Origin of the sequence: Curtobacterium sp. MCBA15_013 (assembly GCF_001865095.1) — a bacterium.
In the GTDB taxonomy this organism is placed as follows: Bacteria; Actinomycetota; Actinomycetes; order Actinomycetales; family Microbacteriaceae; genus Curtobacterium.
Window position 1 is genome coordinate 68,684 of sequence record NZ_MJGQ01000078.1, and the last position, 21,304, is coordinate 89,987.

At 71.6% G+C, this 21,304-nt stretch carries 20 protein-coding genes; 2 read left to right on the forward strand and 18 right to left on the reverse strand.

Annotated features, from left to right (window positions below; all coding sequences use genetic code 11):
• Positions 1-3: 3 nt before the first annotated feature.
• From gmk to BIV01_RS17890, 11 genes are all read right to left on the reverse strand, one after another.
• Positions 4-918, reverse strand: a complete 915-nt coding sequence (gene gmk / locus BIV01_RS17840) for a guanylate kinase (RefSeq protein WP_070416248.1) — start codon at positions 916-918, stop codon at positions 4-6.
• Positions 915-1,799, reverse strand: a complete 885-nt coding sequence (gene pyrF, locus BIV01_RS17845; RefSeq protein ID WP_083414134.1) for an orotidine-5'-phosphate decarboxylase — start codon at positions 1,797-1,799, stop codon at positions 915-917. Before pyrF ends, gmk begins: the two co-directional genes overlap by 4 nt.
• On the reverse strand, positions 1,796-5,074 hold the full coding sequence (gene carB, locus BIV01_RS17850) for a carbamoyl-phosphate synthase large subunit (RefSeq protein ID WP_071303724.1): 3,279 nt from the start codon (positions 5,072-5,074) through the stop codon (positions 1,796-1,798). The genes pyrF and carB overlap by 4 nt, the downstream gene beginning before the upstream one ends.
• Positions 5,074-6,273, reverse strand: a complete 1,200-nt coding sequence (gene carA / locus BIV01_RS17855) for a glutamine-hydrolyzing carbamoyl-phosphate synthase small subunit (protein WP_071303725.1) — start codon at positions 6,271-6,273, stop codon at positions 5,074-5,076. The genes carB and carA overlap by 1 nt, the downstream gene beginning before the upstream one ends.
• Complete coding sequence (locus BIV01_RS17860; RefSeq protein WP_071303726.1) at positions 6,273-6,815, reverse strand: PH-like domain-containing protein; 543 nt, start codon at positions 6,813-6,815, stop codon at positions 6,273-6,275. The genes carA and BIV01_RS17860 overlap by 1 nt, the downstream gene beginning before the upstream one ends.
• A complete protein-coding gene (locus tag BIV01_RS17865) occupies positions 6,812-8,170 on the reverse strand; it encodes a dihydroorotase (RefSeq protein WP_071303727.1) in 1,359 nt (452 codons plus the stop codon). The genes BIV01_RS17860 and BIV01_RS17865 overlap by 4 nt, the downstream gene beginning before the upstream one ends.
• A complete protein-coding gene (locus tag BIV01_RS17870; protein ID WP_070416253.1) occupies positions 8,167-9,138 on the reverse strand; it encodes an aspartate carbamoyltransferase catalytic subunit in 972 nt (323 codons plus the stop codon). Before BIV01_RS17870 ends, BIV01_RS17865 begins: the two co-directional genes overlap by 4 nt.
• On the reverse strand, positions 9,135-9,779 hold the full coding sequence (pyrR, locus tag BIV01_RS17875; protein ID WP_071303728.1) for a bifunctional pyr operon transcriptional regulator/uracil phosphoribosyltransferase PyrR: 645 nt from the start codon (positions 9,777-9,779) through the stop codon (positions 9,135-9,137). Before pyrR ends, BIV01_RS17870 begins: the two co-directional genes overlap by 4 nt.
• 24 nt (positions 9,780-9,803) lie before the next feature.
• Complete coding sequence (gene nusB / locus BIV01_RS17880) at positions 9,804-10,280, reverse strand: transcription antitermination factor NusB (protein ID WP_071303729.1); 477 nt, start codon at positions 10,278-10,280, stop codon at positions 9,804-9,806.
• Positions 10,281-10,291: 11 nt separating this feature from the next.
• Positions 10,292-10,855 (reverse strand): elongation factor P, encoded by a 564-nt coding sequence (efp, locus tag BIV01_RS17885; protein WP_022906721.1) that lies wholly within the window; start codon positions 10,853-10,855, stop codon positions 10,292-10,294.
• Between the two features lie 108 nt (positions 10,856-10,963).
• On the reverse strand, positions 10,964-12,655 hold the full coding sequence (locus BIV01_RS17890) for an ABC1 kinase family protein (protein WP_071303730.1): 1,692 nt from the start codon (positions 12,653-12,655) through the stop codon (positions 10,964-10,966).
• 121 nt (positions 12,656-12,776) lie between these two features.
• Between BIV01_RS17890 and BIV01_RS17895 the strand changes: the two genes are divergently transcribed.
• Positions 12,777-12,986, forward strand: a complete 210-nt coding sequence (locus BIV01_RS17895; protein ID WP_071303731.1) for a hypothetical protein — start codon at positions 12,777-12,779, stop codon at positions 12,984-12,986.
• Positions 12,986-13,180, forward strand: a complete 195-nt coding sequence (locus tag BIV01_RS17900) for a hypothetical protein (RefSeq protein ID WP_071303732.1) — start codon at positions 12,986-12,988, stop codon at positions 13,178-13,180. Before BIV01_RS17895 ends, BIV01_RS17900 begins: the two co-directional genes overlap by 1 nt.
• 1 nt (position 13,181) lies before the next feature.
• On the opposite strand, the gene aroB is transcribed toward BIV01_RS17900, so the two are convergent.
• The 7 genes from aroB to BIV01_RS17935 all read right to left on the reverse strand — a co-directional run bounded on the left by aroB (position 13,182) and on the right by BIV01_RS17935 (position 21,212).
• Positions 13,182-14,288, reverse strand: coding sequence for a 3-dehydroquinate synthase (gene aroB, locus BIV01_RS17905; RefSeq protein ID WP_071303733.1), 1,107 nt, complete (start codon positions 14,286-14,288; stop codon positions 13,182-13,184).
• Complete coding sequence (locus tag BIV01_RS17910; protein ID WP_302847438.1) at positions 14,285-14,872, reverse strand: shikimate kinase; 588 nt, start codon at positions 14,870-14,872, stop codon at positions 14,285-14,287. The genes aroB and BIV01_RS17910 overlap by 4 nt, the downstream gene beginning before the upstream one ends.
• A complete protein-coding gene (aroC, locus tag BIV01_RS17915) occupies positions 14,869-16,089 on the reverse strand; it encodes a chorismate synthase (protein WP_071296356.1) in 1,221 nt (406 codons plus the stop codon). Before aroC ends, BIV01_RS17910 begins: the two co-directional genes overlap by 4 nt.
• Before the next feature lie 45 nt (positions 16,090-16,134).
• Entirely contained in the window at positions 16,135-17,775 is a 1,641-nt protein-coding gene (mltG, locus tag BIV01_RS17920) for an endolytic transglycosylase MltG (RefSeq protein ID WP_254791884.1), read from the reverse strand.
• A gap of 100 nt (positions 17,776-17,875) precedes the next feature.
• The gene (ruvX, locus tag BIV01_RS17925) at positions 17,876-18,328 is read right to left on the reverse strand and encodes a Holliday junction resolvase RuvX (RefSeq protein ID WP_092386988.1); all 453 of its coding nucleotides are present in this window, start codon (positions 18,326-18,328) and stop codon (positions 17,876-17,878) included.
• On the reverse strand, positions 18,328-20,985 hold the full coding sequence (alaS, locus tag BIV01_RS17930; RefSeq protein ID WP_071303734.1) for an alanine--tRNA ligase: 2,658 nt from the start codon (positions 20,983-20,985) through the stop codon (positions 18,328-18,330). Before alaS ends, ruvX begins: the two co-directional genes overlap by 1 nt.
• 44 nt (positions 20,986-21,029) lie before the next feature.
• Positions 21,030-21,212 carry a hypothetical protein gene (locus tag BIV01_RS17935; RefSeq protein ID WP_070416260.1) on the reverse strand — a complete coding sequence of 61 codons (183 nt, stop codon included), beginning with the start codon at positions 21,210-21,212 and terminating at the stop codon, positions 21,030-21,032.
• Positions 21,213-21,304: the final 92 nt, after the last annotated feature.

A 21,304-nucleotide genomic window follows, 5' to 3' on the forward strand; every position in this document is an offset into this window, starting at 1 on the left:
CGGTCAGGGCGCAGTGAACAAGTCTACGACCTCACGCGCCGCGGTGCCGACATCGGAGTTCACGATGCGCACGTCGAACTCGTCCTGGGCGGCGAGTTCGACCTTGGCGGTGTCGAGCCGGCGTGCCTGTTCCTCGGCCGATTCCGTGCCGCGGCCGATCAGCCGGCGCACGAGTTCCTCCCACGACGGGGGCAGCAGGAAGACGAGCACCGCGTCGGGCATGGCGTCCCGGACCTGGCGTGCGCCCTGCAGGTCGATCTCGAGCATCACCTTGTCGCCGGCGTCGAGCGCGCGGTCGATCGGCGGCCGGGGCGTGCCGTACCGGTACGAGTTGTGGACGGTGGCCCACTCGAGGAGTTCGCGGTCGCGGATCATCCGGTCGAACTCGGCGTCGTCCACGAAGTAGTAGTGCACGCCGTCGACCTCGCCCGGACGCGGCTTGCGGGTCGTCGCCGAGACGCTGAGGTTGACGTCCGGGTACTGCTCGCGGATGTACGCGCTGACGGTGCCCTTGCCGACCGCGGTGGGGCCGGCGAGGACGACGAGCTTCGACGACCCGCGCTTGCGACCGCGGGCCGCGAGCCAGTCAGCGAGCTCCGACCGCTGCCGGGTGCCGAGGCCGCCGAGGCGCTTCGACGGCGCGATCCGCAGCTCGCCCATGATCGACTCCGCCCGTGCCGGTCCGATGCCGGGGAGGCTCGTGAGCAGGTCGCGCACCCGGAGGGACTTCTCGGCCGGTGCGTCGGCGTCCGACCAGGCGGTGCGGGCGACCTCGAGTGCGGAGCGCTCCCCCGACGCGACGGCGGCCTTGACCGCGGCCCGGGCACGACGGGCGGCCACCGCAGCGGCCGCCGCGGCGACCCGGTCGACCTCGGGTGGGTTCCGGTGTGCGGGCAGGCCGTCGCGGTCCGTCGTCATGCGGCGGCCCCCAGCGCGGCACGGATCCGGTCCGCACGGTCGGTCACGAGGGCTGCGACGCCGTCGGGACCGTCGGTGAGCAGACCGCGCGACTCGCTGACGAGCACCTGCTCGGCGCGGGCGCCGTACAGCGCGCGGAGGTCCTCGATGCGGGCGCCCTGGGCGCCGAAGCCCGGGGCGAGGATCGGCGAGGTGCCGATGGTGTCCGCGTCGATGCCGAAGTCGTCGAGGTCGAGGGTCGCGCCGAGCACGAGCCCGACGTCGCCGAGGGGCTGGTCGCCGCCTCTCCGGTTGTCGTCTGCCACGTCCAAGACGATACCGGCAGCGACGCTCCGCCCCGAACGAGGTCCCTCGGCGAGCACCGCGGTCTGCAGCACGCGCGCCTCGGGGTTGCTCGTGGCGGCGAGCACGAAGACCCCGGCACCGTTCCGGCGCGCCACGTCGACCGTTCCCGCGAGGGAGCCGTAGCCGAGGTACGGCGACACCGTCATGGCGTCGGCGGCGAACGGACCGTCACGGTCCAGCCACGCGAGCGCGTAGTCGTCCCCCGTCGACCCGATGTCGCCGCGCTTGACGTCGGCGACGACCAGGAGGCCCGCATCGCGTGCCCGACGGATCGTCGCGTCGAGCGCACGGTAGCCCGCCACCCCCGCGGCCTCGAAGAACGCGATCTGCGGCTTCACGACCGCGGCGCGGCCGGCGGCCGCGTCGACCAGGGTCGCGCCGAACGCGGTCAGGCCCTGCTCGTCGCGGCCGAGCCCCCACGCCGCCAGGGTGGCGGCGTGGGGGTCGATGCCGACGCAGAGGGCGGAACGCGACCCGATGGCGGCCGCGAGCCGGACGCCGAAGGAGGCCGCGCCTCCCGTGCCCGGGTCGCTCACCAGGTGGCGCGCTCGAGCGCGTAGTCCTGCAGGCTCCGCACGCTGTGCGGCGACCCGATCGTCTCGATCGCCGCGACCGCGGCCCCGAGCTGCGCGATGGTCGTGAACAACGGCTTGTCCGCCGCGACCGTCGCCGCACGGATCTCGTACCCGTCCGCACGACCGGCGGCACCCGACGGCGTGTTGATGACGATGTCGACCTCGTTCCGGGCCAGCAGGTCGACGACGCTCTCGCCGCCCTCGCTGTACTTGCCGACGAGCGTGACCTCGATGCCGTTGCGGCGGAGGATCTCCGCCGTGCCCTCGGTCGCCGTGATCGTGAAGCCGAGCTGCTGCAGCCGGTGCACCGGGAGCACGATGGCGCGCTTGTCGGTGTCGGCGACGCTCACGAACACGGTGCCGCTCGTCGGCAGACCGCCGTACGCGGCTTCCTGCGACTTGAGGAAGGCCCGCGGGAAGTCGCGGTCGATGCCCATGACCTCGCCGGTGGAGCGCATCTCCGGGCTGAGCACCGAGTCGACGACCTGGCCGTCGTGGGTGCGGAACCGGCGGAAGGGCAGCACGGCCTCCTTCACGGCGATCGGGGACTGGATCGGCACGAACGCGCCGTCACGGGCGGGCAGGAGCCCCTCGGCGACGAGCGTGTCGATCGTCGTGCCGGTCATGATCCGCGATGCGGCCTTGGCCAGCGGGATGCCGAGCGCCTTCGAGACGAACGGGACCGTGCGGCTGGCGCGCGGGTTCGCCTCGAGGACGTAGAGCACGCCCGCGCCGATGGCGAACTGCACGTTGAGCAGGCCCTGGACGCCGATGCCGCGCGCGATCTTCTCGGTCGCGTCGACGACGCCCTGGATCTCGGCACGGCCGAGGCCGACCGGCGGCAGGGTGCAGGCCGAGTCGCCGGAGTGGATGCCGGCCTCTTCGAGGTGCTCCATGATCCCGCCGATGTAGAGCCGCTCGCCGTCGAAGAGCGCGTCGACGTCGATCTCCACCGCGTCGTCGAGGAAGCGGTCGACCAGCAGCGGGAGCTCCGGGCCGATGATCGCCTGGTCGGCCATCCGGTCGAAGTAGTCCGCGAGCGACGGGGAGTCGTACAGGATCTCCATGCCGCGGCCGCCGAGCACGAAGGACGGGCGGACGAGGACGGGGTAGCCGATCTCCTCGGCCACCGCGGTCGCGCTGGCGAGGTCGTGGGCGGTGCCGTTCCGGGGTGCGAGCAGGCCGGCAGCGTCGAGGATGGCGGAGAACTGGCCGCGTTCCTCGGCGGAGTCGATCGCGCTCGGGCTGGTGCCGAGGATCGGGATGCCCGCCGCCTCGAGCGGCTTCGCGAGTCCGAGGGCCGTCTGTCCGCCGAGCTGCACGACGACGCCGACGAGCTCGCCGGAGGCCGCCTCGGCCTCGATGACCTCGAGGACGTCCTCGGTGGTCAGCGGCTCGAAGTACAGGCGGTCCGACGTGTCGTAGTCGGTCGAGACCGTCTCCGGGTTGCAGTTGATCATGATCGTCTCGAACCCGGCGGCGCTCAGCGCGAAGGACGCGTGCACGCAGGAGTAGTCGAACTCGACGCCCTGCCCGATGCGGTTCGGACCGGAGCCGAGGATGACGACCTTCTTGCGGTCGCTCGGGGCGACCTCGGTCTCGGCGTCGTACGACGAGTAGTGGTACGGCGTGAGGGCCGGGAACTCGCCGGCGCAGGTGTCGACGGTCTTGAACACCGGGCGGATGCCCTCGGCGTGACGGGCGTCACGGGCCTGCTGCTCGGTGATCCCCCGCAGGCTGCCGATCTGGGCGTCGCTGAAGCCGTGCTCCTTCGCCCAGCGCAGGGTGTCCGCGTCGAGGGTCTCGGCGTTCTCGACCTCCAGAGCGACTTCGTTGATCAACACGATCTGGTCGATGAACCACGGGTCGATCTTGGTGGCCTCGAAGACCTCGTCGGCGGTGGCGCCCGCGACGAGCGCCTGCTGCACGGTGACGATGCGACCGTCGGTCGGGATCGCCGACTTCTGCAGCAGCGCGTCCTTGTCGAGCTCGGCCGCCGGGGTGTCCCAGTGGAACGACGAGCCGCGCTTCTCGAGCGAGCGGAGCGACTTCTGCAGCGCCGTCGCGTAGTTGCGGCCGATCGCCATCGCCTCGCCGACGCTCTTCATCGTCGTGGTGAGTGTGGCGTCCGCCGCGGGGAACTTCTCGAACGCGAACCGCGGGGTCTTCACGACCACGTAGTCGAGCGTCGGCTCGAAGCTGGCCGGGGTGACGCGGGTGATGTCGTTCTCGATCTCGTCGAGGCGGTACCCGATCGCGAGCTTCGCGGCGATCTTCGCGATCGGGAAGCCCGTCGCCTTCGACGCGAGCGCCGAGGAGCGGGAGACGCGCGGGTTCATCTCGATGACGATGACGCGGCCGTTCGACGGGTCGACGGCGAACTGGATGTTGCAGCCGCCGGTGTCGACGCCGACGCGACGGATGATGTCGATGCCGATGTCGCGCATGTTCTGGTACTCGCGGTCGGTCAGCGTCAGCGCGGGGGCGACGGTGATCGAGTCGCCGGTGTGGACGCCCACGGGGTCGACGTTCTCGATCGAGCAGATCACGACGGTGTTGTCGTAGTTGTCGCGCATCAGCTCGAGCTCGTACTCCTTCCAGCCGAGGATCGACTCCTCGAGCAGGACCTCGGTCGTCGGGCTGGACTGCAGCCCGTCGCCGACGAAGCGGACGAGTTCTTCCTCGTTGTAGGCGAAGCCGGAGCCGAGGCCGCCCATGGTGAAGGACGGACGGACGACGAGCGGGTAGCCGAGGTCCTGCGCGTACTCCTTCGCCTCTTCCAAGGTGTGCGCGATGTGGCTGCGCGCGACGTCGGCGCCGGACTCGAGGACGAGCTCCTTGAAGAGCTGGCGGTCCTCACCGCGCTGGATGGCGTCGACCTTCGCGCCGATCAGCTCGACGCCGTACTTGTCGAGGATGCCCTCGGCGTCGAGCTTGATCGCGGCGTTCAGGGCGGTCTGGCCGCCGAGGGTCGGCAGCACGGCGTCCGGCTGCTCGATCTTGATGATCTCCTCGAGCGACGCGCTCGTGATCGGCTCGATGTACGTCGCGTCGGCGAAGTCCGGGTCGGTCATGATCGTCGCCGGGTTCGGGTTGACGAGGATCACCCGGACGCCCTCGGCACGGAGGACGCGGCACGCCTGGGTGCCGGAGTAGTCGAACTCGGCGGCCTGCCCGATGACGATCGGGCCGGAGCCGATGACGAGGACGGAGTTGATGTCTGCGCGCTTCGGCATCAGTTGGCTTCCTTGGTGATGTCTGCTGCGGGGGTCGTGGCGTCGGCGGTCGCCGCGTCGAGCGGCTCCCCGTCGCGACGCTCGCGCACGAGGTCCGCGAACCGGTCGAAGAGGTACATGGAGTCGTGCGGGCCGGCCGCCGCCTCGGGGTGGTACTGCACGCTGAACGCGGGCACGTCGAGCGCGCGGAGGCCCTCGACCACCTGGTCGTTCAGGGAGTAGTGCGAGACCTCGACGCGACCGAAGCCGGCCGGTGACTCGACGACCTCGCCGAGGGGTGCGTCGACCGCGAAGCCGTGGTTCTGGCTCGTGATCTCGACCTTGCCGGTCACGGTGTCGAGCACCGGCTGGTTGATGCCGCGGTGCCCGAACGGGAGCTTGTAGGTGCCGAACCCGAGGGCCCGTCCGAGCAGCTGGTTGCCGAAGCAGATGCCGAAGAACGGGCGCCCGGTCTTCAGGCTGCCCTGGAGCAGCTCGACCTGGGCGTCCGACGCGGCAGGGTCACCGGGGCCGTTCGAGTAGAAGAGCGCGTCCGGCGCGAGGGCCTCGAGCTCGTCGGCGGTGATGTCCTGCGGCACGACGTGCACCTCGAAGCCGCGCTCGGCGAGGTACCGCGTGGTCGAGGCCTTCACGCCGAGGTCGAGCACGGCAAGCGTGCCGATCTGCTCGCCGACCGCGGGGACCACGTAGGTCTCGGGCGTCGACACGATCGACGAGAAGCTCGCGCCCGCCATCGTGGCCTGCGCGCGGACCGCGTCGAGCTGCTCCGACCCGGACAGCGCGGCGTCGGCGCCGCTGAACACGCCGCCCTTCATGGCACCCGCGTCGCGGATCCGGCGGGTGAGCGCCCGGGTGTCGATCCCGGAGATGCCGACGATGCCGTCGCGCACGAGGTGGTCGTCGAGCGAGGCGTTCGCGCGGTGGTTCGACACGACGCGGCTGGGGTCGCGCACGACGTAGCCGGCGACCCAGATGCGACGGGACTCGGGGTCCTCGTCGTTCACACCCGTGTTGCCGATGTGCGGCGCGGTCTGCACCACGATCTGTCCGGCGTAGGAGGGGTCGGTGAGCGTCTCCTGGTACCCGGTCATGCCGGTCGCGAAGACCACCTCGCCGAGCGTGCGCCCGCAGGCGCCGTAGGCCCAGCCGTCGTACCGGGTGCCGTCCTCGAGGACCAGTACGGCCCGTTCGCGTGTCATCAGTTCGTCCCTTCGCCCGCGGTGTGCGGGTGTTCGTGCTTCGTCGACAGTCCCTGCAGGGCGGCCAGTGCTGCGCCGTCGCCCTCCGGGAACCGGAAGTAGGTGTCGAGGTCCGACGCACCTGCGGCGCCGGTCGCCGTCCATCGCAGACGGACCAGTCCCCCGGGCTCGACCACGCGGTCGATGGCCCACGTGGCGCGGTCGGCGCCGCGGACGGCGGAGGCCTCGATCCAGCGGTCCGGGGTGCCGGCGTGGTGGAGCACCACGCCGGTGTCGTGGACGGTCACGCCGCCGCGGCCCCGGAAGCCGAGTCCGCCAGCGGTGATCCGCTCGAGCGGTTGGTCGGCGCGGGTCGTCGCGACGGTGAAGCCGTCCCAGGACCCGGCCGCCGGTCCGACGTCGGTCGGCACCGGGACGGGAGGCACGGATTCCGCCTGCTTCCTCGCCCGCGTCCGCCAGGTGCGTGCCATGGCGACGAACAGCGCGACGACGAGGGCGAGGATGATCGCGCCTTCGAGCCAGCGCAGCGCGTCACCGCTCATGCCGTCGCCTCCGTCCGCGCGGCGCGCGCGTGTCCGGCGACCGTCTCGGCGTCGACGAGCTCCCCCGACAGGAGCGTCGGGTACCCGTGGTGGAAGGTCGCGACGACCCGGCCCGGGAGCCGCATGCCGAGGTACGGCGAGTTCTGCGACTGCCCGGCGAGGTCGGCGACGGAGAACTCGCGGACGGCCGTCGGGTCGTACAGGGTGATCTCGGCCGGTGCGCCCTCGGCGATCCGCTGCCCGTGCCCCTCGACCTGGCCGATGCGCGCGGGCGCCTCGGACAGGACGCGCGCGACGTCGGCCCAGTCGAGCCGGCCGTCGTCGACCACGGCGGCCTGCACGACGCTCAGCGCGGACTCGAGGCCGACCATGCCGTTCGCCGCCGCGGGCCACTCGCAGCACTTCGCCTCGGCGGTGTGCGGCGCGTGGTCGGTCGCGACGATGTCGATCGTGCCGTCGGCCAGGGCGGCCCGGAGCGCGTCGACGTCCTCGCGGGAGCGCAGCGGCGGGTTGACCTTGTACCGGGCGTCGTAACCGGGAGCGCCGTCGTGCCCGGCGATGAGGTCCTCGGTCAGCACCAGGTGGTGCGGCGTGACCTCGGCGGTGACGTCGATGCCGCGGGACTTCGCCCAGCGGATCACCTCGACGCTGCCGGCGGTCGAGACGTGGCACACGTGCAGCCGGGCCCCGACGTGGTCGGCGAGCAGGACGTCGCGGGCGATGATCGCCTCTTCCGCGACCGCGGGCCAACCGGCGAGCCCGAGCTCCGACGACAGCCGGCCCTCGTTCATCTGGGCGCCGATGGTCAGCCTCGGCTCCTGCGCGTGCTGCGCGAGCACCCCGCCGAAGCCCTTGATGTACTCGAGCGCCCGGCGCATGAGGAGCGGGTCGGACACGCACGAGCCGTCGTCCGAGAAGACCCGGACCTTCGCCCGGCTCGTCGCCATCGCCCCGATCTCGGACAGGTGGGTGCCCTGGAGTCCCTGGGAGACCGCGCCGATCGGGCGCACCGTGACGTACCCGGCGTCGTCGCCGAGCGCCTGCACCTGCTCGACCACCCCGGCGGTGTCCGCCACCGGCGACGAGTTCGCCATCGCGTTGACGGCGGTGAAGCCGCCCGCGGCCGCGGCACGCGAGCCGGTGAGGACCGTCTCCGACTCCTCGAAGCCGGGCTCGCGCAGGTGGGTGTGGAGGTCCACGAGACCGGGCAGGGCGATCAGACCGTCCGCGTCGACGACCGTGGCGCCGGCCGCGTCGAGACCGGAGCCGACCGCGGTGATGCGCCGCGCCTCCAGGCGGATGTCGGCACGCGTGCCGTCGACCAGCTGCGCGCCGCGGATGAGGTGGGCGGTCATGCGACGGTCTCCTTCGTTGCTGCGGTCGCTTCGGACCCGGTCAGGGCCAGGTAGAGCACGGCCATCCGGACCGACACGCCGTTCTCGACCTGCTCGACGACCGTCGAGCGGGGATCGTCGGCGGCAACGCCGGCGATCTCGAGCCCGCGGTTCATCGGGCCGGGGTGCATGATCAGCGTGCGCTCGTCGAGCCGGGCGAACCGGCTCGCCGTGAGGCCCCAGTGCCGGGTGTACTCGCGCGGGTTCGGGAAGAACGCGTCGTTCATCCGTTCCTGCTGGATGCGCAGGGTCATCACGACGTCCGGGTCCTCGGCGAGGGCGACGTCGAGGTCGTGGTGCACCGCGGCGCCGAACGGCGTGCTCGCGACCGGGAGCAGGGTCGGCGGCGCGGCGAACGTGACGCTCGCGCCGAGGGTCTGCAGGAGCCAGGCGTTGCTCCGGGCGACCCGGCTGTGCAGCACGTCGCCGACGATGAGGACCCGGACACCGTCGAGGCCCTGGCCGCGGCTGCCGGCACCGTGCAGGCGCCGGCGCATCGTGAACGCGTCGAGCAGGGCCTGCGTGGGGTGCTCGTGCGTGCCGTCACCGGCGTTGACGACCGGGACGTCGATCCAGTCGGCGTCGGCGAGGACCCGCGGCGCACCGGACGCGCCGTGGCGCATCACGATGCCGTCGATGCCCATCGCGCCGAGGGTCTGCACGGTGTCCTTGAGGGACTCGCCCTTGGAGACGCTCGAGCCCTTCGCCGCGAAGTTGAGGACGTCGGCGGAGAGGCGCTTGGCGGCCGCCTCGAACGAGATCCGGGTGCGCGTGGAGTCCTCGAAGAAGAGGTTCACGACGGTCTTGCCGCGCAGCGCGGGGAGCTTGCGGACCTCGCGCGTGTTGACCTCGGCCATCTCCTCGGCGACGTCGAGGATGTGGATCGCCTCGGCGCGGGAGAGGTCGGCGGTGGAGAGGAGGTGCTTCACGCTGCACCCCCGTCGCCCTGCTCGATGACGACCTCGTCGGTGCCGTCGGTCTCGGTCAGGCGGAGCGTCACCCGCTCGTCGGAGGCCGTCGGCAGGTTCTTGCCGACGTGGTCCGCGCGGATCGGGAGCTCGCGGTGTCCCCGGTCGACGAGCACGGCGAGCCGGACCGCGCGCGGGCGACCGATGCCCTGGAGCGCGTCGAGTGCCGCCCGGACCGTGCGACCGGAGTACAGGACGTCGTCGACGAGGACCACGACCTTGCCGTCGATGCCGCTCGCCGGGATGGTCGTCCGGTGCGGCGCGCGGCCGATGCCGTGGCCGAGGTCGTCGCGGTGCATCGTAACGTCGAGCGTGCCGACGCGGTGCGACCTGCCGGCGTCCGCGTCGGTCGCTGCCGGTTCGCTCGTCCACTCGGGCTCGATGTCCGCCCACTCGGGCTCGATGTCCGCCAGGATGCGGTCGAGCCGCTCGGCCAGGACGGCACCCCGCGTCGGGATGCCCAGGAGCACGAGGTCCGAGGCACCGTGGTTGGCCTCGAGGATCTCGTGCGCGATGCGTGTCAGAGCACGCGTGATGTCGGAGTGCTGCAGGACCGTTCTGGTGCCCACGCCGACCTCCTTCCCCGCCTCACCGGACGGCATTAAAGGATGCTGACGTGGTCAACCCTACCGGGACTCCTGGTCCTCTGCGACCGTCCGACCGGACGGTGCACCGCTCGACTTCTCGCCCGGCGCGCGGCCGCCGGCGACGGCCCCGAGCACACCGTTGACGAACCCGGCGGACTCCTCCGTCGAGAGCGACTGGGCCAGCTCGACCGCCTCGGCGATCGCGACCGCGTCGGGGACCTCGGGGTTGAACCGGAGCTCCCAGACGCCCATGCGCAGGATGCAGCGGTCGAGCACCGGCATGCGGGCGATCGACCAGCCCTGGGCGTGCTCGACGATCACGGCGTCGATCTCGTGGCGGGCGTCGTCGACACCCGTGACGATCTGGCGGGCGTAGTCCCAGCTGGAGGCACGCTCCGGCTGGTCGAGGTGCCGGACGGTCTCGGTCGCGAGGACGTCCGCGATCGGGAGCTCACGCACCTCGGCCACGTACAGCATGTCGAGGGCGCGCTTGCGGGCCTTCGAACGAGCACTCATACGGGCGTCGCCTAGGAGTTGACGCGGCCGAGGAAGCTGCCGTCGCGCGTGTCGATCTTCACCGTGGTGCCGCTCTCGAGGTAGAGCGGGACCTGGATGCGGTGGCCGGTCGCGATGATCGTCGCGTCCTTCGTGCCACCGGACGAGCGGTCGCCCTGCAGGCCGGGCTCGGTCTCGACCTCGGTCACGATCGACGTCGGGAGCTCGACGTAGAGCGGGTTGCCCTCGTTCATCGCGATGGTGACCATCGCGGACTCGAGCAGGTAGTTCTTCGCGTCGCCGACGACCGTCGCCGAGACCGGGATCTGGTCGTAGGTGTCGGTGTCCATGAACACGTAGGAGTCGCCGTCCTCGTAGAGGAACTGGTAGTCACGGCGGTCGACCGTCGCGGTGTCGATCTTCGCGCCCGCGTTGAAGGTGCGGTCGACGACCTTGCCCGACACGACGTTCTTCAGCTTGGTGCGGACGAACGCGCCGCCCTTGCCCGGCTTGACGTGCTGGAACTCGACGACCGACCAGAGCTGCCCGTCGATGATGAGAACGGCGCCGTTCTTGATGTCAGTGGTACTGGCCATGAGTCTTCGATGTCCCGTTCGATCGTGTTGTGAAGGTCTGCGGACCGCGCTGGGCCCCGGACGAGTGTAGCGGACGGGTCGTGGCGTCCCCGCGCAGTGCTTGTGCGGTCACTCTCGTCGTCGCGCGCGGATCGCGTCGACCGCTGCCCAGGCGAGCAGCACCACCGCCGCTCCCCCGAGCAGCGCTCCGGCCACCCCGGTCGAGATGACCGCCGTCGGCCGGGCCGGCAGCGCGAGGTACACGATCGACAGGATGCCGGCCCCGGCGCCGAGCAGCACGAGCAGCACCCGCCGGACCACCCCGTTCAGCGTCCGTCGGTCCCGCCGGTCCGCGAACAGCCGGATGTTGACCGACAGCTTGCCGGTCTCGATCGCCTCGCCGATGCGGTCCACCCGGCGCGGCAGCCGGCGTGCGGCCGTCACCGCGCCGAACAGCTCGCGCACCGCCACGTCCCGGAGCTTGCCCGGTCGCAGCTGGTCGCGGATCTGCTCCGAGGCGAGTCCTCGTGACTCCTCGAGCAGGTCGAACGAGGGGGCGAGCGTGCGCAGCGTCCCCTCGAAGATCGCCAGGGCGCGCGCGGCGGCGACGAAGTCCGGGGGCGCCTTCAGCCGGTACCGCCCGAACACCGCGACGGCGTCGTCCACCGTCTCGACGCCGATCCGGGCACCCGGACCGAGCTCGTCCGCGACGAAGCGCGCGATGTCCCGGCGGAAGTCGGGTTCGTCCTGGGCGTCCCGGACCGGTGCCATCCGGAGCACCGCGTCGGCGATCCGCGACATGTCGTCCTGGATGTACGCGGCGAGCAGCTCCTGCACGATGTCCCGCAGGCCGGGGTCGAGCCTGCCCACCGATCCGAAGTCGATGAGCGCCGGCCGGCCGTCGGGCAGCAGCAGGACGTTCCCGGGGTGGAGGTCACCGTGGTACACCCCGTCGAACACCACCTGCCGGAGGAACGCCCGGAGGATCGACCGCATCGGCTGGTCGAGGTCGCGGTCGCTGCGCTCGGCCCGGATCGCGCTGAGGGTGTCCCCCTCGAGGAACTCCATCACGAGCACGCGCCGACCGGACAGCTCCGGGTACGGGTCCGGGAAGCGCACCTCGTCGGGGCGGGCGCTCCGGCGCTGGGCAGCCCGCAGTGCCTCGAGGTTCCGGAGCTCCGAGCTGAAGTCGACCTGCCGCACGAGGTCGTCGGCGTACTGCTGGGCCACGTCCTGCACGCCGACCTGACGGGCCTCGACCGACCAGCGCGCCATGAACCGCACGACGCGGAGGGCGATGTCGACGTCGCGCCGCACGGCCTGGTCGATGCCGGGCCGCTGCACCTTGACGGCGACGCTCGTGCCGTCGGCGAGGCGGGCTCGGTGGACCTGTGCGATCGACGCCGCGGCCACCGGGACCGGGTCGAAGGCCGCGAAGACCTCGTCCACTGGGGCGCCGAGTTCGCGTTCGAGCAGCGCTGCGACCTCGTCCGCGGGTGCCGGGGACACGTTCCGCTGCAGGTGCGCGAGCCCCTCGGTCCACTCCTCGGGGAGCAGGTCGTCGCGGGTGGAGAGGAGCTGTCCCATCTTCACGAACCCGCCGCCGGCCTCCTCGAGCGCACGGCGGAGGTGCTCGGCCTGGCTGCGGCGGAGGTCCGAGGTCGCCGGGTCGTGCGAGAAGTCCAGGCGCCGGAACGGGACGAGGCCGTGCCGGCGTGCGATCGACAGCAGCTCGGTGAACCGGCGGGCACGGGACCGGACGGTCCCGGGGTCGGTCGCGTCCGGTGTGGACAGGTCGCTCAGGCGTGGCGGGGTGGGCACGGTTCCAGTCTGCTCTCCCGCCCTGCGTGGTCGGTTCCTCCACAGCCTGGAGGCGCGGCTCGCCGTCCCCAGGCGGCCGACGCCCGTCCTGCGGCCGCCTCCACCGCGTCAGGCTGCGGTCATGGAGACAGCACTCGTCACGGCGCTCATCGCCGCTGCCGCGGCGATGCGTCGCGCCGAGACGCAATCTGAGTACGACATTTCGAGAACTGTGCTCGAGCGGTTGATGAACGTACCGTGGGCGCCGAAGCCAGACAGGAACCTCGCTCGGCGGGCGCTTCGGCGGCACCGGTTCGAGCGAATCCGCGACCGAGAACAGGACGCCGACTGATGCCGCTCTTCCGCCCGCTGCCCGACGCACCGCGATTCAAGATGGACGGCACCGACGAGGACGACGCGATCCTCGATGCCTGGGTGGACGGTGCCTCCCTCGCCGAGTGGTACGAGGTGGAACGGACCGGCATCGTCACCGTCTCGATGCGGGTGAAGTGGTGGTGGCGACGGACCCGCCGCGTCCTCCGCTGAGCTAGACCCCGACCTCCTGGTAGGCGGTGAAGAGCAGGTGGTCCTCGGGTCCCTCGAGCGTGACCGGCTTGCCGACACCGTCGAGGATGATGAACCGGAGCATGCCGGCGCGGGCCTTCTTGTCACGACGCATCGTGGCGAGGAGACCCTCCCAGCGGCCGATGCCGTAGGTCGTGGGCAGCTCGAGCGACTCGAGGATCGCGCGGTGCCGGTCCACCGTGGCGTCGTCGAGGTGTCCGGTGAGGCGCGCGAGCTCGGCGGCGAAGACCATGCCGACCGCGACGGCCGCTCCGTGTCGCCACTGGTACCGCTCGGCGTGCTCGATGGCGTGCCCGAGGGTGTGCCCGTAGTTCAGGATCTCGCGGCGGCCCTGCTCGGTGAAGTCGTCCGAGACGACCTGCGCCTTGAGTTCGATCGCGAGCTCGACGACGCGGCGGAACTCCGGCGTGGTCGGGTCGGTGACGCGGTCGACGTCGGCCTCGATGATGTCGAGGATCTCCGGGACGGCGATGAAGCCGGCCTTCACGATCTCGGCGAAGCCCGTGAGGATCTCGTTGCGGGGCAGCGTGGCGACGAGGTCGATGTCGGCGACGACCGCGCGGGGCGGGTAGAAGGCGCCGACGAGGTTCTTGCCCTCGTTGGTGTTGATGCCGGTCTTGCCGCCGACGCTCGCGTCCACCATGCCGAGCACGCTCGTGGGGATCGCGACGTACGGCACCCCGCGCAGCCAGGTCGCCGCGACGAACCCGGCGAGGTCGGTCACGGCACCGCCGCCGAGCCCGATGACGGCGTCGGTGCGGGTGAAGTCGGACTGCCCCATGATCTGCCAGCAGAACGCGGCGACCTCGACGCGCTTGGCGCCCTCGGCGTCCGGGACCTCGGCGATGAGGGCCTCGAGGCCGGCGTCGACGAGCAGGTCGCGCAGCGCGTTCGCCCGGGCGCCGAGCGTCGGGGCGTGCACGATGAGGACCTTGGCGACACGGGGGCCGAGGAGCGCCGGCACCGAGCCGAGCAGGCCGTTGCCGACCGCCACGACGTAGCGGTCCGCGCCGCCGACGCGGATCTCGGTGGTGCCCTCGGGGAGGACGGACTGGGTCGGGTCGGTCACGCTGTTCCTTCGCTCGTGGGTGCACCGGTGCGGGCCGGGGGGGTCTCGTTGCGCAGCCACGCGACGACGTCGTCGACGACGCGCGACATCGGCCGGCGCGAGGTGTCGAACACCGCGTGCGCGAGCTCGGCGTAGGTCGCCGCTCGCGCGTCCATGATCGTCTGCCACGCGTCGATGCCGCCGTTCGCCAGGAGCGGGCGTTCGCTGCCGGCGATCCGGTCGGCGACGGCCTCGGGCGAGACGGTCAGCAGGACGATGCGCGCCCCGGCCATGGCCTCGCGCGTGGCGACGTGGGTGACGGCCCCACCGCCGACGGCGATGACGCCACCGGTCGACAGCGCTGCCCGGACGGCTGCCGCCTCGAGTTCACGGAAGGCGGCCTCGCCACGGTCCGCGAAGATCCCGGGGATCGGACCGTGCTCGCGGACGATCACCCGGTCGGTGTCGGTGAACGGGACGCCGAGCGCCTTCGCCACGCGCTTGCCGACGCTGGACTTGCCGGCGCCCATCGGCCCGATGATGACGACCGGGGCTGCGGGACCGGCCGACGGCGACGCCGCCGTCGGCTCGGGTGTGTGCGTCACCAGGCCGAGGAGTGCTCGGCGGCCTCGGTGCTGCGGGTGCGCAGCGTCTCCGGGATCGACGCGAGGTACGCGTCGAGGTTCCGCTTCGTCTCGACGACGTTGTCGCCACCGAACTTCTCGAGCACGGCGTCGGCGAGGACGAGCGCGACCATGGCCTCGGCCACGACACCGGCGGCCGGCACGGCACAGACGTCGGAGCGCTGGTGGTGCGCCGAGGCGTCCTCACCCGTGGCGACGTCGATGGTGTGCAGCGCGTGCGGGACGGTCGCGATCGGCTTCATGCCGGCGCGGACGCGCAGTACGGTGCCCGTGGACATGCCACCCTCGGTGCCGCCGGCGCGGTCGGACGTGCGGTATATCTCGCCGTCTTCGCGGAAGAGCTCGTCGTGCGCCTCGGACCCGCGGCGGGCAGCGGTCGCGAAGCCGTCGCCGACCTCGACGCCCTTGATCGCCTGGATGCCCATGATCGCCGCGGCGAGACGAGCGTCGAGCCGGCGGTCCCACTGCACGTGCGATCCGAGTCCGGGCGGGACGCCGTAGAACAGCACCTCGACGACGCCGCCGAGGGTGTCGCCGTCCTTCTTCGCGGCTTCGACCTCGGTCACCATGCGGGCGGAGGTCTCGGCGTCGAAGCACCGCAGCTGGTCGTCGTCGAGGCGGTCGACGTCGTCCGGCAGGGGCAGCGCGGTGCCGTCGGGGACGCGGACGGTGCCGACCTGCAGCGTGTGCGCGACCGATCGGATGCCGAGCTCGGCCAGGAAGGACTTCGCGACGGCGCCGAGCGCGACCCGGGCCGCGGTCTCGCGAGCGCTCGCGCGTTCGAGGATCGGGCGGGCCTCGTCGAAGCCGTACTTCTGCATGCCGACGAGGTCGGCGTGGCCCGGACGCGGACGGGTGAGCGGGGCGCTCCGACCACGGGAGAGGTCGGTCTGCTCGACGGGCTCGGGGTTCATGACCTCGACCCACTTCGGCCACTCGGTGTTGCCGATGCGGATCGCGATCGGGCTGCCGAGGGAGTAGCCGTGCCGGACGCCGCCGGAGACGTGCAGTTCGTCCTGCTCGAACTTCATGCGGGAGCCGCGGCCGTAGCCGAGCTTGCGTCGCGCGAGATCGGTACGGATGGACTCGAACGACACCGGGACACCCGCGGGCAGGCCCTCGAGCATCGCGATCAGTTCGGGTCCGTGGGACTCACCAGCAGTCAACCAACGAAGCATGGTGTCCATCTTCCCACAGCCCGGGCCCCGTGCGACGCCGCTCGACTACTGGTAGTCGGGGTGTGCCCGGAGCCACGCCTGGAACTGGTCGACCGCGACGAGGTGCTGCGCGTACGTGTCGGAGAACACCGTCTCACCGGTCTCGAGGTTCACCGTCACGAAGTACAGCCACTTCCCCTGCGCCATGTTCGTGACGGCCTTGATCGCGATGTCGCCGGGATTCGAGATCGGTGCCGGCGGCAGGCCGTCGTGCACGTAGGTGTTGTACTTGTTCGACGCGTCCTTGCGCTCGGCGTCGGTCGTCGTCACCCGGTGGGTGTTGCCCGTGCCGTAGGCGACCGTCGCGTCGGACTGCAGCGGCATGTCGATGTCGAGCCGGTTCTGGAACACCCGCGCGACCTTCGGGTAGTCGGCGGCGAGGCCGGCCTCCTTCTGCACGAGCGAGGCGAAGACGATCACGCGCTCCTGGTCGGCCTCGGCCACGCCTGCCGCCGAGAGGTGCTCCTTCATCGTGTCGACCATCGACTTGAAGTACTCCGTCGCGCTCCACCCCGGGTTGATCGGGTAGGTCGCGGGGAACAGCCAGCCCTCGAGCGTGGTCGTGTTCGCCGGCAGGTCGTACGCGGAGAGGTCCTTCGCCGCGGCGGAGACCTCGGCGGCGGAGAGTCCCGCCTTCGAGACCATGCCGGCCTCGATGTCCTTGAGCGCCGTGCCCTCGGGGATCACGATCGAGGCCTGGACGCGGTTGTCCTTGTCCTGCAGCGCCGCGAGGGCCGCCTTCGAGCTCATCTTCTTCTTGAGCGCGTACGACCCCGGCTGGAACTGGACGTCCGGCGAGGCGAGCAGGAGCTTGTAGAAGACCTTCGAGTCCTTCACGACACCGCTGCGCTGCAGGGTCGCGGCGACGTTCTCGCCGATGTCGCCCTGCTTGATGGTGATCGTCACCTTGCTGGTGCCGTCGCCGGAGTAGTCGTCAGGCTCCTGCGAACCGCTGATGGCGGCGACGAGCTGCTGGACCTTGGGAGCCGCGAAGGAGTACGCGGACACCCCGACCGCGAGGACCACCGCGACGATGACGATGCCCGCGATGAGCGGGCCGCGACGACGCTTCGGACGCGGCTCACGCGGGCCGCGTGGCGACCTGGAGGCGCCCCCACGTCCACCGCGACCGCCGCGTCCACCGTCTCCCGCGCCTCCGGGGCCGTTGCCGGGCTGGGCGGGACCACCTGCGCCGGCACCGGCACCGGCGGCCGTGCCGGCGTCACCGCCGCGTGCCGCGGCACGCGCGTCGTCGTCGACGTGGAGTTCGCCGGTGAGGAGCGCGTGCACGTCCGGGTGCAGCTCGTCGGGTGACGACGCCACCGGGGCGTCCGCCGCGGCGGCGCGACGGTCGTCGTCGGCCCGGCCGAGGTCGGGACGGTCGGTGCTCGACCCGGCCGCGTCGGTGGTGGCCGGGCTCGCGTCCGCGGGGCCCGCTTCGGCGCGTGCCCGCGCGGCTTCGGCGGCGCGTACTTCGCGTCGGGACATGGGTCGACCGGTCGCGTCCGGGGCGCCGTTCCGCACTCCGGTGGTCTCGCCCGCGTCACCGCGTGCGTCGGGGGTCTCCGCACGGTCGGAAGTCGTCTTCCGCCGCTCGGCGTCGTTGCCGGGCGCGATGATCGCGTTCCAGTCCAGGTCGTCTGCCAACGGTCCTCGGGTCTCTCGGTCGGGAACTCTGCCTGGGCTCGGGGTGCTGGGCGACGGTGTGGCAGCCGCGTTCAGGCGAGCACTGCGGTGGTCCGCAGTTTCAGGGGAGCGTGGCCCCGGGTGGGGCACTGGCCGCACGCTCGTGGTCGAGCGCGTGTTGCAGAATGATAACAGCGGCCGCTTGGTCGATCACGGCGCGGGACTTCTTCGTGTTCTTGCCGGCCTGGTGCAGGCCGCGCTGGGCCGTCACGGTCGAGAGTCGTTCGTCGACCAGGCGCACCGGACGGTGTTCCGCCAGGCGCCCGGCGAACTCCCGGGCGTCCGCCGTGGACGGGGTGTCCCCGCCCGACATCGAGAGCGGCAGCCCGACGACGATCTCGAGGACGTCGTACTCCTCCGCGATCTCGAGGATCCGCCGGACGTCCGTGGCGTCGTGCCGGGCGACGGTCTCGACGGGCGTCGCGAGCAGCCCGTCACGGTCGCACACGGCGACCCCGATCCGGGCGCGGCCGACGTCGACGCCGAGCCGGCGCCCGGAACGGATCGCCACGATCAGGCCGCGAGCCGGTCGGTGACCGCACGGAGGGCCGCCGGGAGCGCCGACGCGTCGGTGCCACCGCCCTGCGCGAGGTCCGGCTTGCCGCCGCCACCACCACCGAGGACGCCGGCGGCCTCCTTCGCGAGCGGTCCCGCCTGCACACCGGCGGCGCGGGCGGCGTCGTTCGTCGCGACGATGACCACCGGCTTGTCGTTGATGACCGCGCCGAGCACCACGACGGCGGCACCGTCGCCGAGCTGGCTGCGGACACCGGTCGCGAGCGCGCGGAGGTCGTCACCGGACTGGAGTCCCTGGACGGACTCGGCCACGACGGTCGTCGCACCCACCGTCGTCGCCTGGCGTGCGATCGCCGGGACGCGCTGCTGGAGGTTGGCGGACTCGAACTCGGCGACGCGCTTCTGCGCCGTCCGCAGGTCCTCCATCAGGGACTGCACGCGGGTCGGCAGGTCCTCTCGGGGGGCCTTGAGCGCGCTCGACAGCTGGGACACGATGGTCCGCTCGACGGCGAGGTCGCGGAAGCCCTCGAGCCCGACGAGCGCCTCGACGCGGCGGTTGGTCGAACCGACGCTCGACTCCCCCACGAGGTTGACGAGCCCGACCTGGGCGCTGGACGCCACGTGCGTGCCACCGCAGAGCTCACGGGACCACGGGCCGCCGATGTCGACCATGCGGACCTCGGAGCCGTACTTCTCGCCGAACAGCGCCTGCGCGCCGAGCGACTTGGCCTCGTCGAGCGGGAGCACGCGCGTCGAGACCTCGAGGTCGGAGCGGATCGCGTTGTTCACGACCTCCTCGATCTCGGAACGGGTCTCGAGCGAGACCGGCTGCGACCACGAGAAGTCGAGCCGCATGTAGCCCGACTTGTTGTACGAGCCGGCCTGGAGCGCCTCCGGGCCGAGGATGTCGCGCAGTGCGGCGTTCACGAGGTGCGTCGCGGAGTGCGCCTGGGTCGCACCGCGGCGGTACTCGGCGTCGACCACGGTCGTCGCCGGCGCACCGACACCGACCTCGCCCGAGCGCACCTGGACCGTGTGGCTCCACAGACCGGCGACGGGACGCTGGACGTCGAGCACCTCGAGGTCGAAGCCGTTGCCGACGATCGAGCCCTGGTCGGCGTCCTGACCACCGGACTCGGCGTAGAGGGAGGTCTCGCCGAGGATGACCTCGGCGATGTCGCCCGCGACCGCACGGTCGACGCTCACGCCGCCCACGATGATGCCGAGGATGTTCGTCTCGGCCTCGAGCGCGTCGTAGCCGAGGAAGACGGTCTCGCCCTTCGCCCGGAACGCGCTGTAGACGCTGAGGTCGGCGAGTGCGGTCTTCTTGCTCTTGGCGTCCGCCTTCGCCCGCGCCCGCTGCTCGGACATCAGGGTCTCGAACGCGGACCGGTCGACCTGGACGCCGGCTTCCTCAGCCATCTCCATCGTGAGGTCGATCGGGAAGCCGAAGGTGTCGTGCAGCAGGAACGCCGTGTCCCCGCCGATCGCGGGCGCGCCGTCCTGCTTCGCGCGCTCGACCGCGACGTCGAGGATCGTCGTGCCCTGCGCGAGCGTGCGGAGGAAGGTCTCCTCTTCCGCGTAGGCGATGCGCGCGATGCGGTCGTAGTCGCTGCCGACCTCGGGGTAGGCGTCGCGCATGGCGTCGCGCGACGCGGGGAAGAGCCGGGGGAAGGTCGCGCCCTCGACGCCGAGCAGGCGCATCGCGCGCACGGTGCGGCGGAGCAGGCGGCGGAGGATGTAGCCGCGGCCCTCGTTCGACGGGGAGACGCCGTCGGCGATGAGCATGAGCGCCGACCGGACGTGGTCCGCGATGACGCGCATGCGGACGTCGTCCTCGTGCACGGCGCCGTACCGACGACCGGAGATCGCCGCCGCCTCGTCGAGGACCGGGCGCACCTGGTCGATCTCGTACATGTTGTCGACGCCCTGCTTGATGAAGGCGACGCGCTCGAGCCCCATGCCCGTGTCGATGTTCTTGTTCGGCAGCTCGCCCGTGATCTCGAAGTCGTACTTCGAACGGACGTCGGCGATCTGGTACTGCATGAACACGAGGTTCCAGATCTCGACGTAGCGGTCGTCGTCGGTCGCCGGACCGCCGTCGATGCCGTACTCCGGACCGCGGTCGAAGAAGATCTCGGAGCAGGGGCCCGCCGGCCCGGGCTGCCCGGTCGACCAGTAGTTGGTGTCCTTGCCGAGCCGCTGGATCCGCTCGTCGGGGAGCGAGGAGTGCTGCTTCCAGAAGGCGATCGCCTCGTCGTCGTCCTCGTACACGGTGACCCAGAGGTCGTCGGGCGAGAAGCCGAGCCCACCGTCCGGCTCGGGCGTCGTCAGGAACTGCCAGGCGTACTCGATCGCCTGCTCCTTGAAGTAGTCGCCGAACGAGAAGTTGCCGTTCATCTGGAAGAACGTGCCGTGCCGCGGGGTCTTGCCGACCTCTTCGATGTCGTTCGTGCGGATGCACTTCTGGACACTCGTGGCGCGGGGGTACGGCGCGGGGACGAGCCCGGTCAGGTACGGGATGAACGGCACCATGCCGGCGACCGTGAACAGGAGCGAGGGGTCGTCCGAGACGAGCGAGGCGGACGGGACGACGGTGTGGCCGCGGTCACCGAAGAACTGGAGCCAACGGCGGCGGATCTCTGCGGTCTGCATGGTGCTTCCTGGTTTCAGGTCGTGTGCGTGGGAGGGGTCGTCGGTCAGACGTCGGTGCGGAGCTCGGCCTCGCGAGAGCGGTAGCCCTCGGCGACGGCACCGCGGAAGGCTTCCGCGCGAGCGTTCACGTCGGCGAAGAACCGCGCGCCACCGGGGGTGTTCGCGACCTTGTGCGCGACGGCGAACCCGATGACGACGCCGACGGCGACGAAGAACAGCTGCTTCACGGTGCCTCTCCCTCTTGTGCACGCGAGCGGTGCGTGCCCAGACGATCTTACCGACGACACCGGCCACCGACGCCGAACGGCGGGCCGCCCTC

Excerpts from the sequence above, each read along its gene's own strand:
- gmk (WP_070416248.1), bottom strand. The coding sequence starts at position 918 with ATGACGACGGACCGCGACGGCCTGCCCGCACACCGGAACCCACCCGAG.
- carB (WP_071303724.1), bottom strand. The coding sequence starts at position 5,074 with ATGCCGAAGCGCGCAGACATCAACTCCGTCCTCGTCATCGGCTCCGGC.
- carA (WP_071303725.1), bottom strand. The coding sequence starts at position 6,273 with ATGACACGCGAACGGGCCGTACTGGTCCTCGAGGACGGCACCCGGTAC.
- BIV01_RS17860 (WP_071303726.1), bottom strand. The coding sequence starts at position 6,815 with ATGAGCGGTGACGCGCTGCGCTGGCTCGAAGGCGCGATCATCCTCGCC.
- BIV01_RS17865 (WP_071303727.1), bottom strand. The coding sequence starts at position 8,170 with ATGACCGCCCACCTCATCCGCGGCGCGCAGCTGGTCGACGGCACGCGT.
- pyrR (WP_071303728.1), bottom strand. The coding sequence starts at position 9,779 with ATGCCGTCCGGTGAGGCGGGGAAGGAGGTCGGCGTGGGCACCAGAACG.
- nusB (WP_071303729.1), bottom strand. The coding sequence starts at position 10,280 with ATGAGTGCTCGTTCGAAGGCCCGCAAGCGCGCCCTCGACATGCTGTAC.
- efp (WP_022906721.1), bottom strand. The coding sequence starts at position 10,855 with ATGGCCAGTACCACTGACATCAAGAACGGCGCCGTTCTCATCATCGAC.
- BIV01_RS17895 (WP_071303731.1), top strand. The coding sequence starts at position 12,777 with ATGGAGACAGCACTCGTCACGGCGCTCATCGCCGCTGCCGCGGCGATG.
- BIV01_RS17900 (WP_071303732.1), top strand. The coding sequence starts at position 12,986 with ATGCCGCTCTTCCGCCCGCTGCCCGACGCACCGCGATTCAAGATGGAC.
- aroC (WP_071296356.1), bottom strand. The coding sequence starts at position 16,089 with ATGCTTCGTTGGTTGACTGCTGGTGAGTCCCACGGACCCGAACTGATC.
- alaS (WP_071303734.1), bottom strand. The coding sequence starts at position 20,985 with ATGCAGACCGCAGAGATCCGCCGCCGTTGGCTCCAGTTCTTCGGTGAC.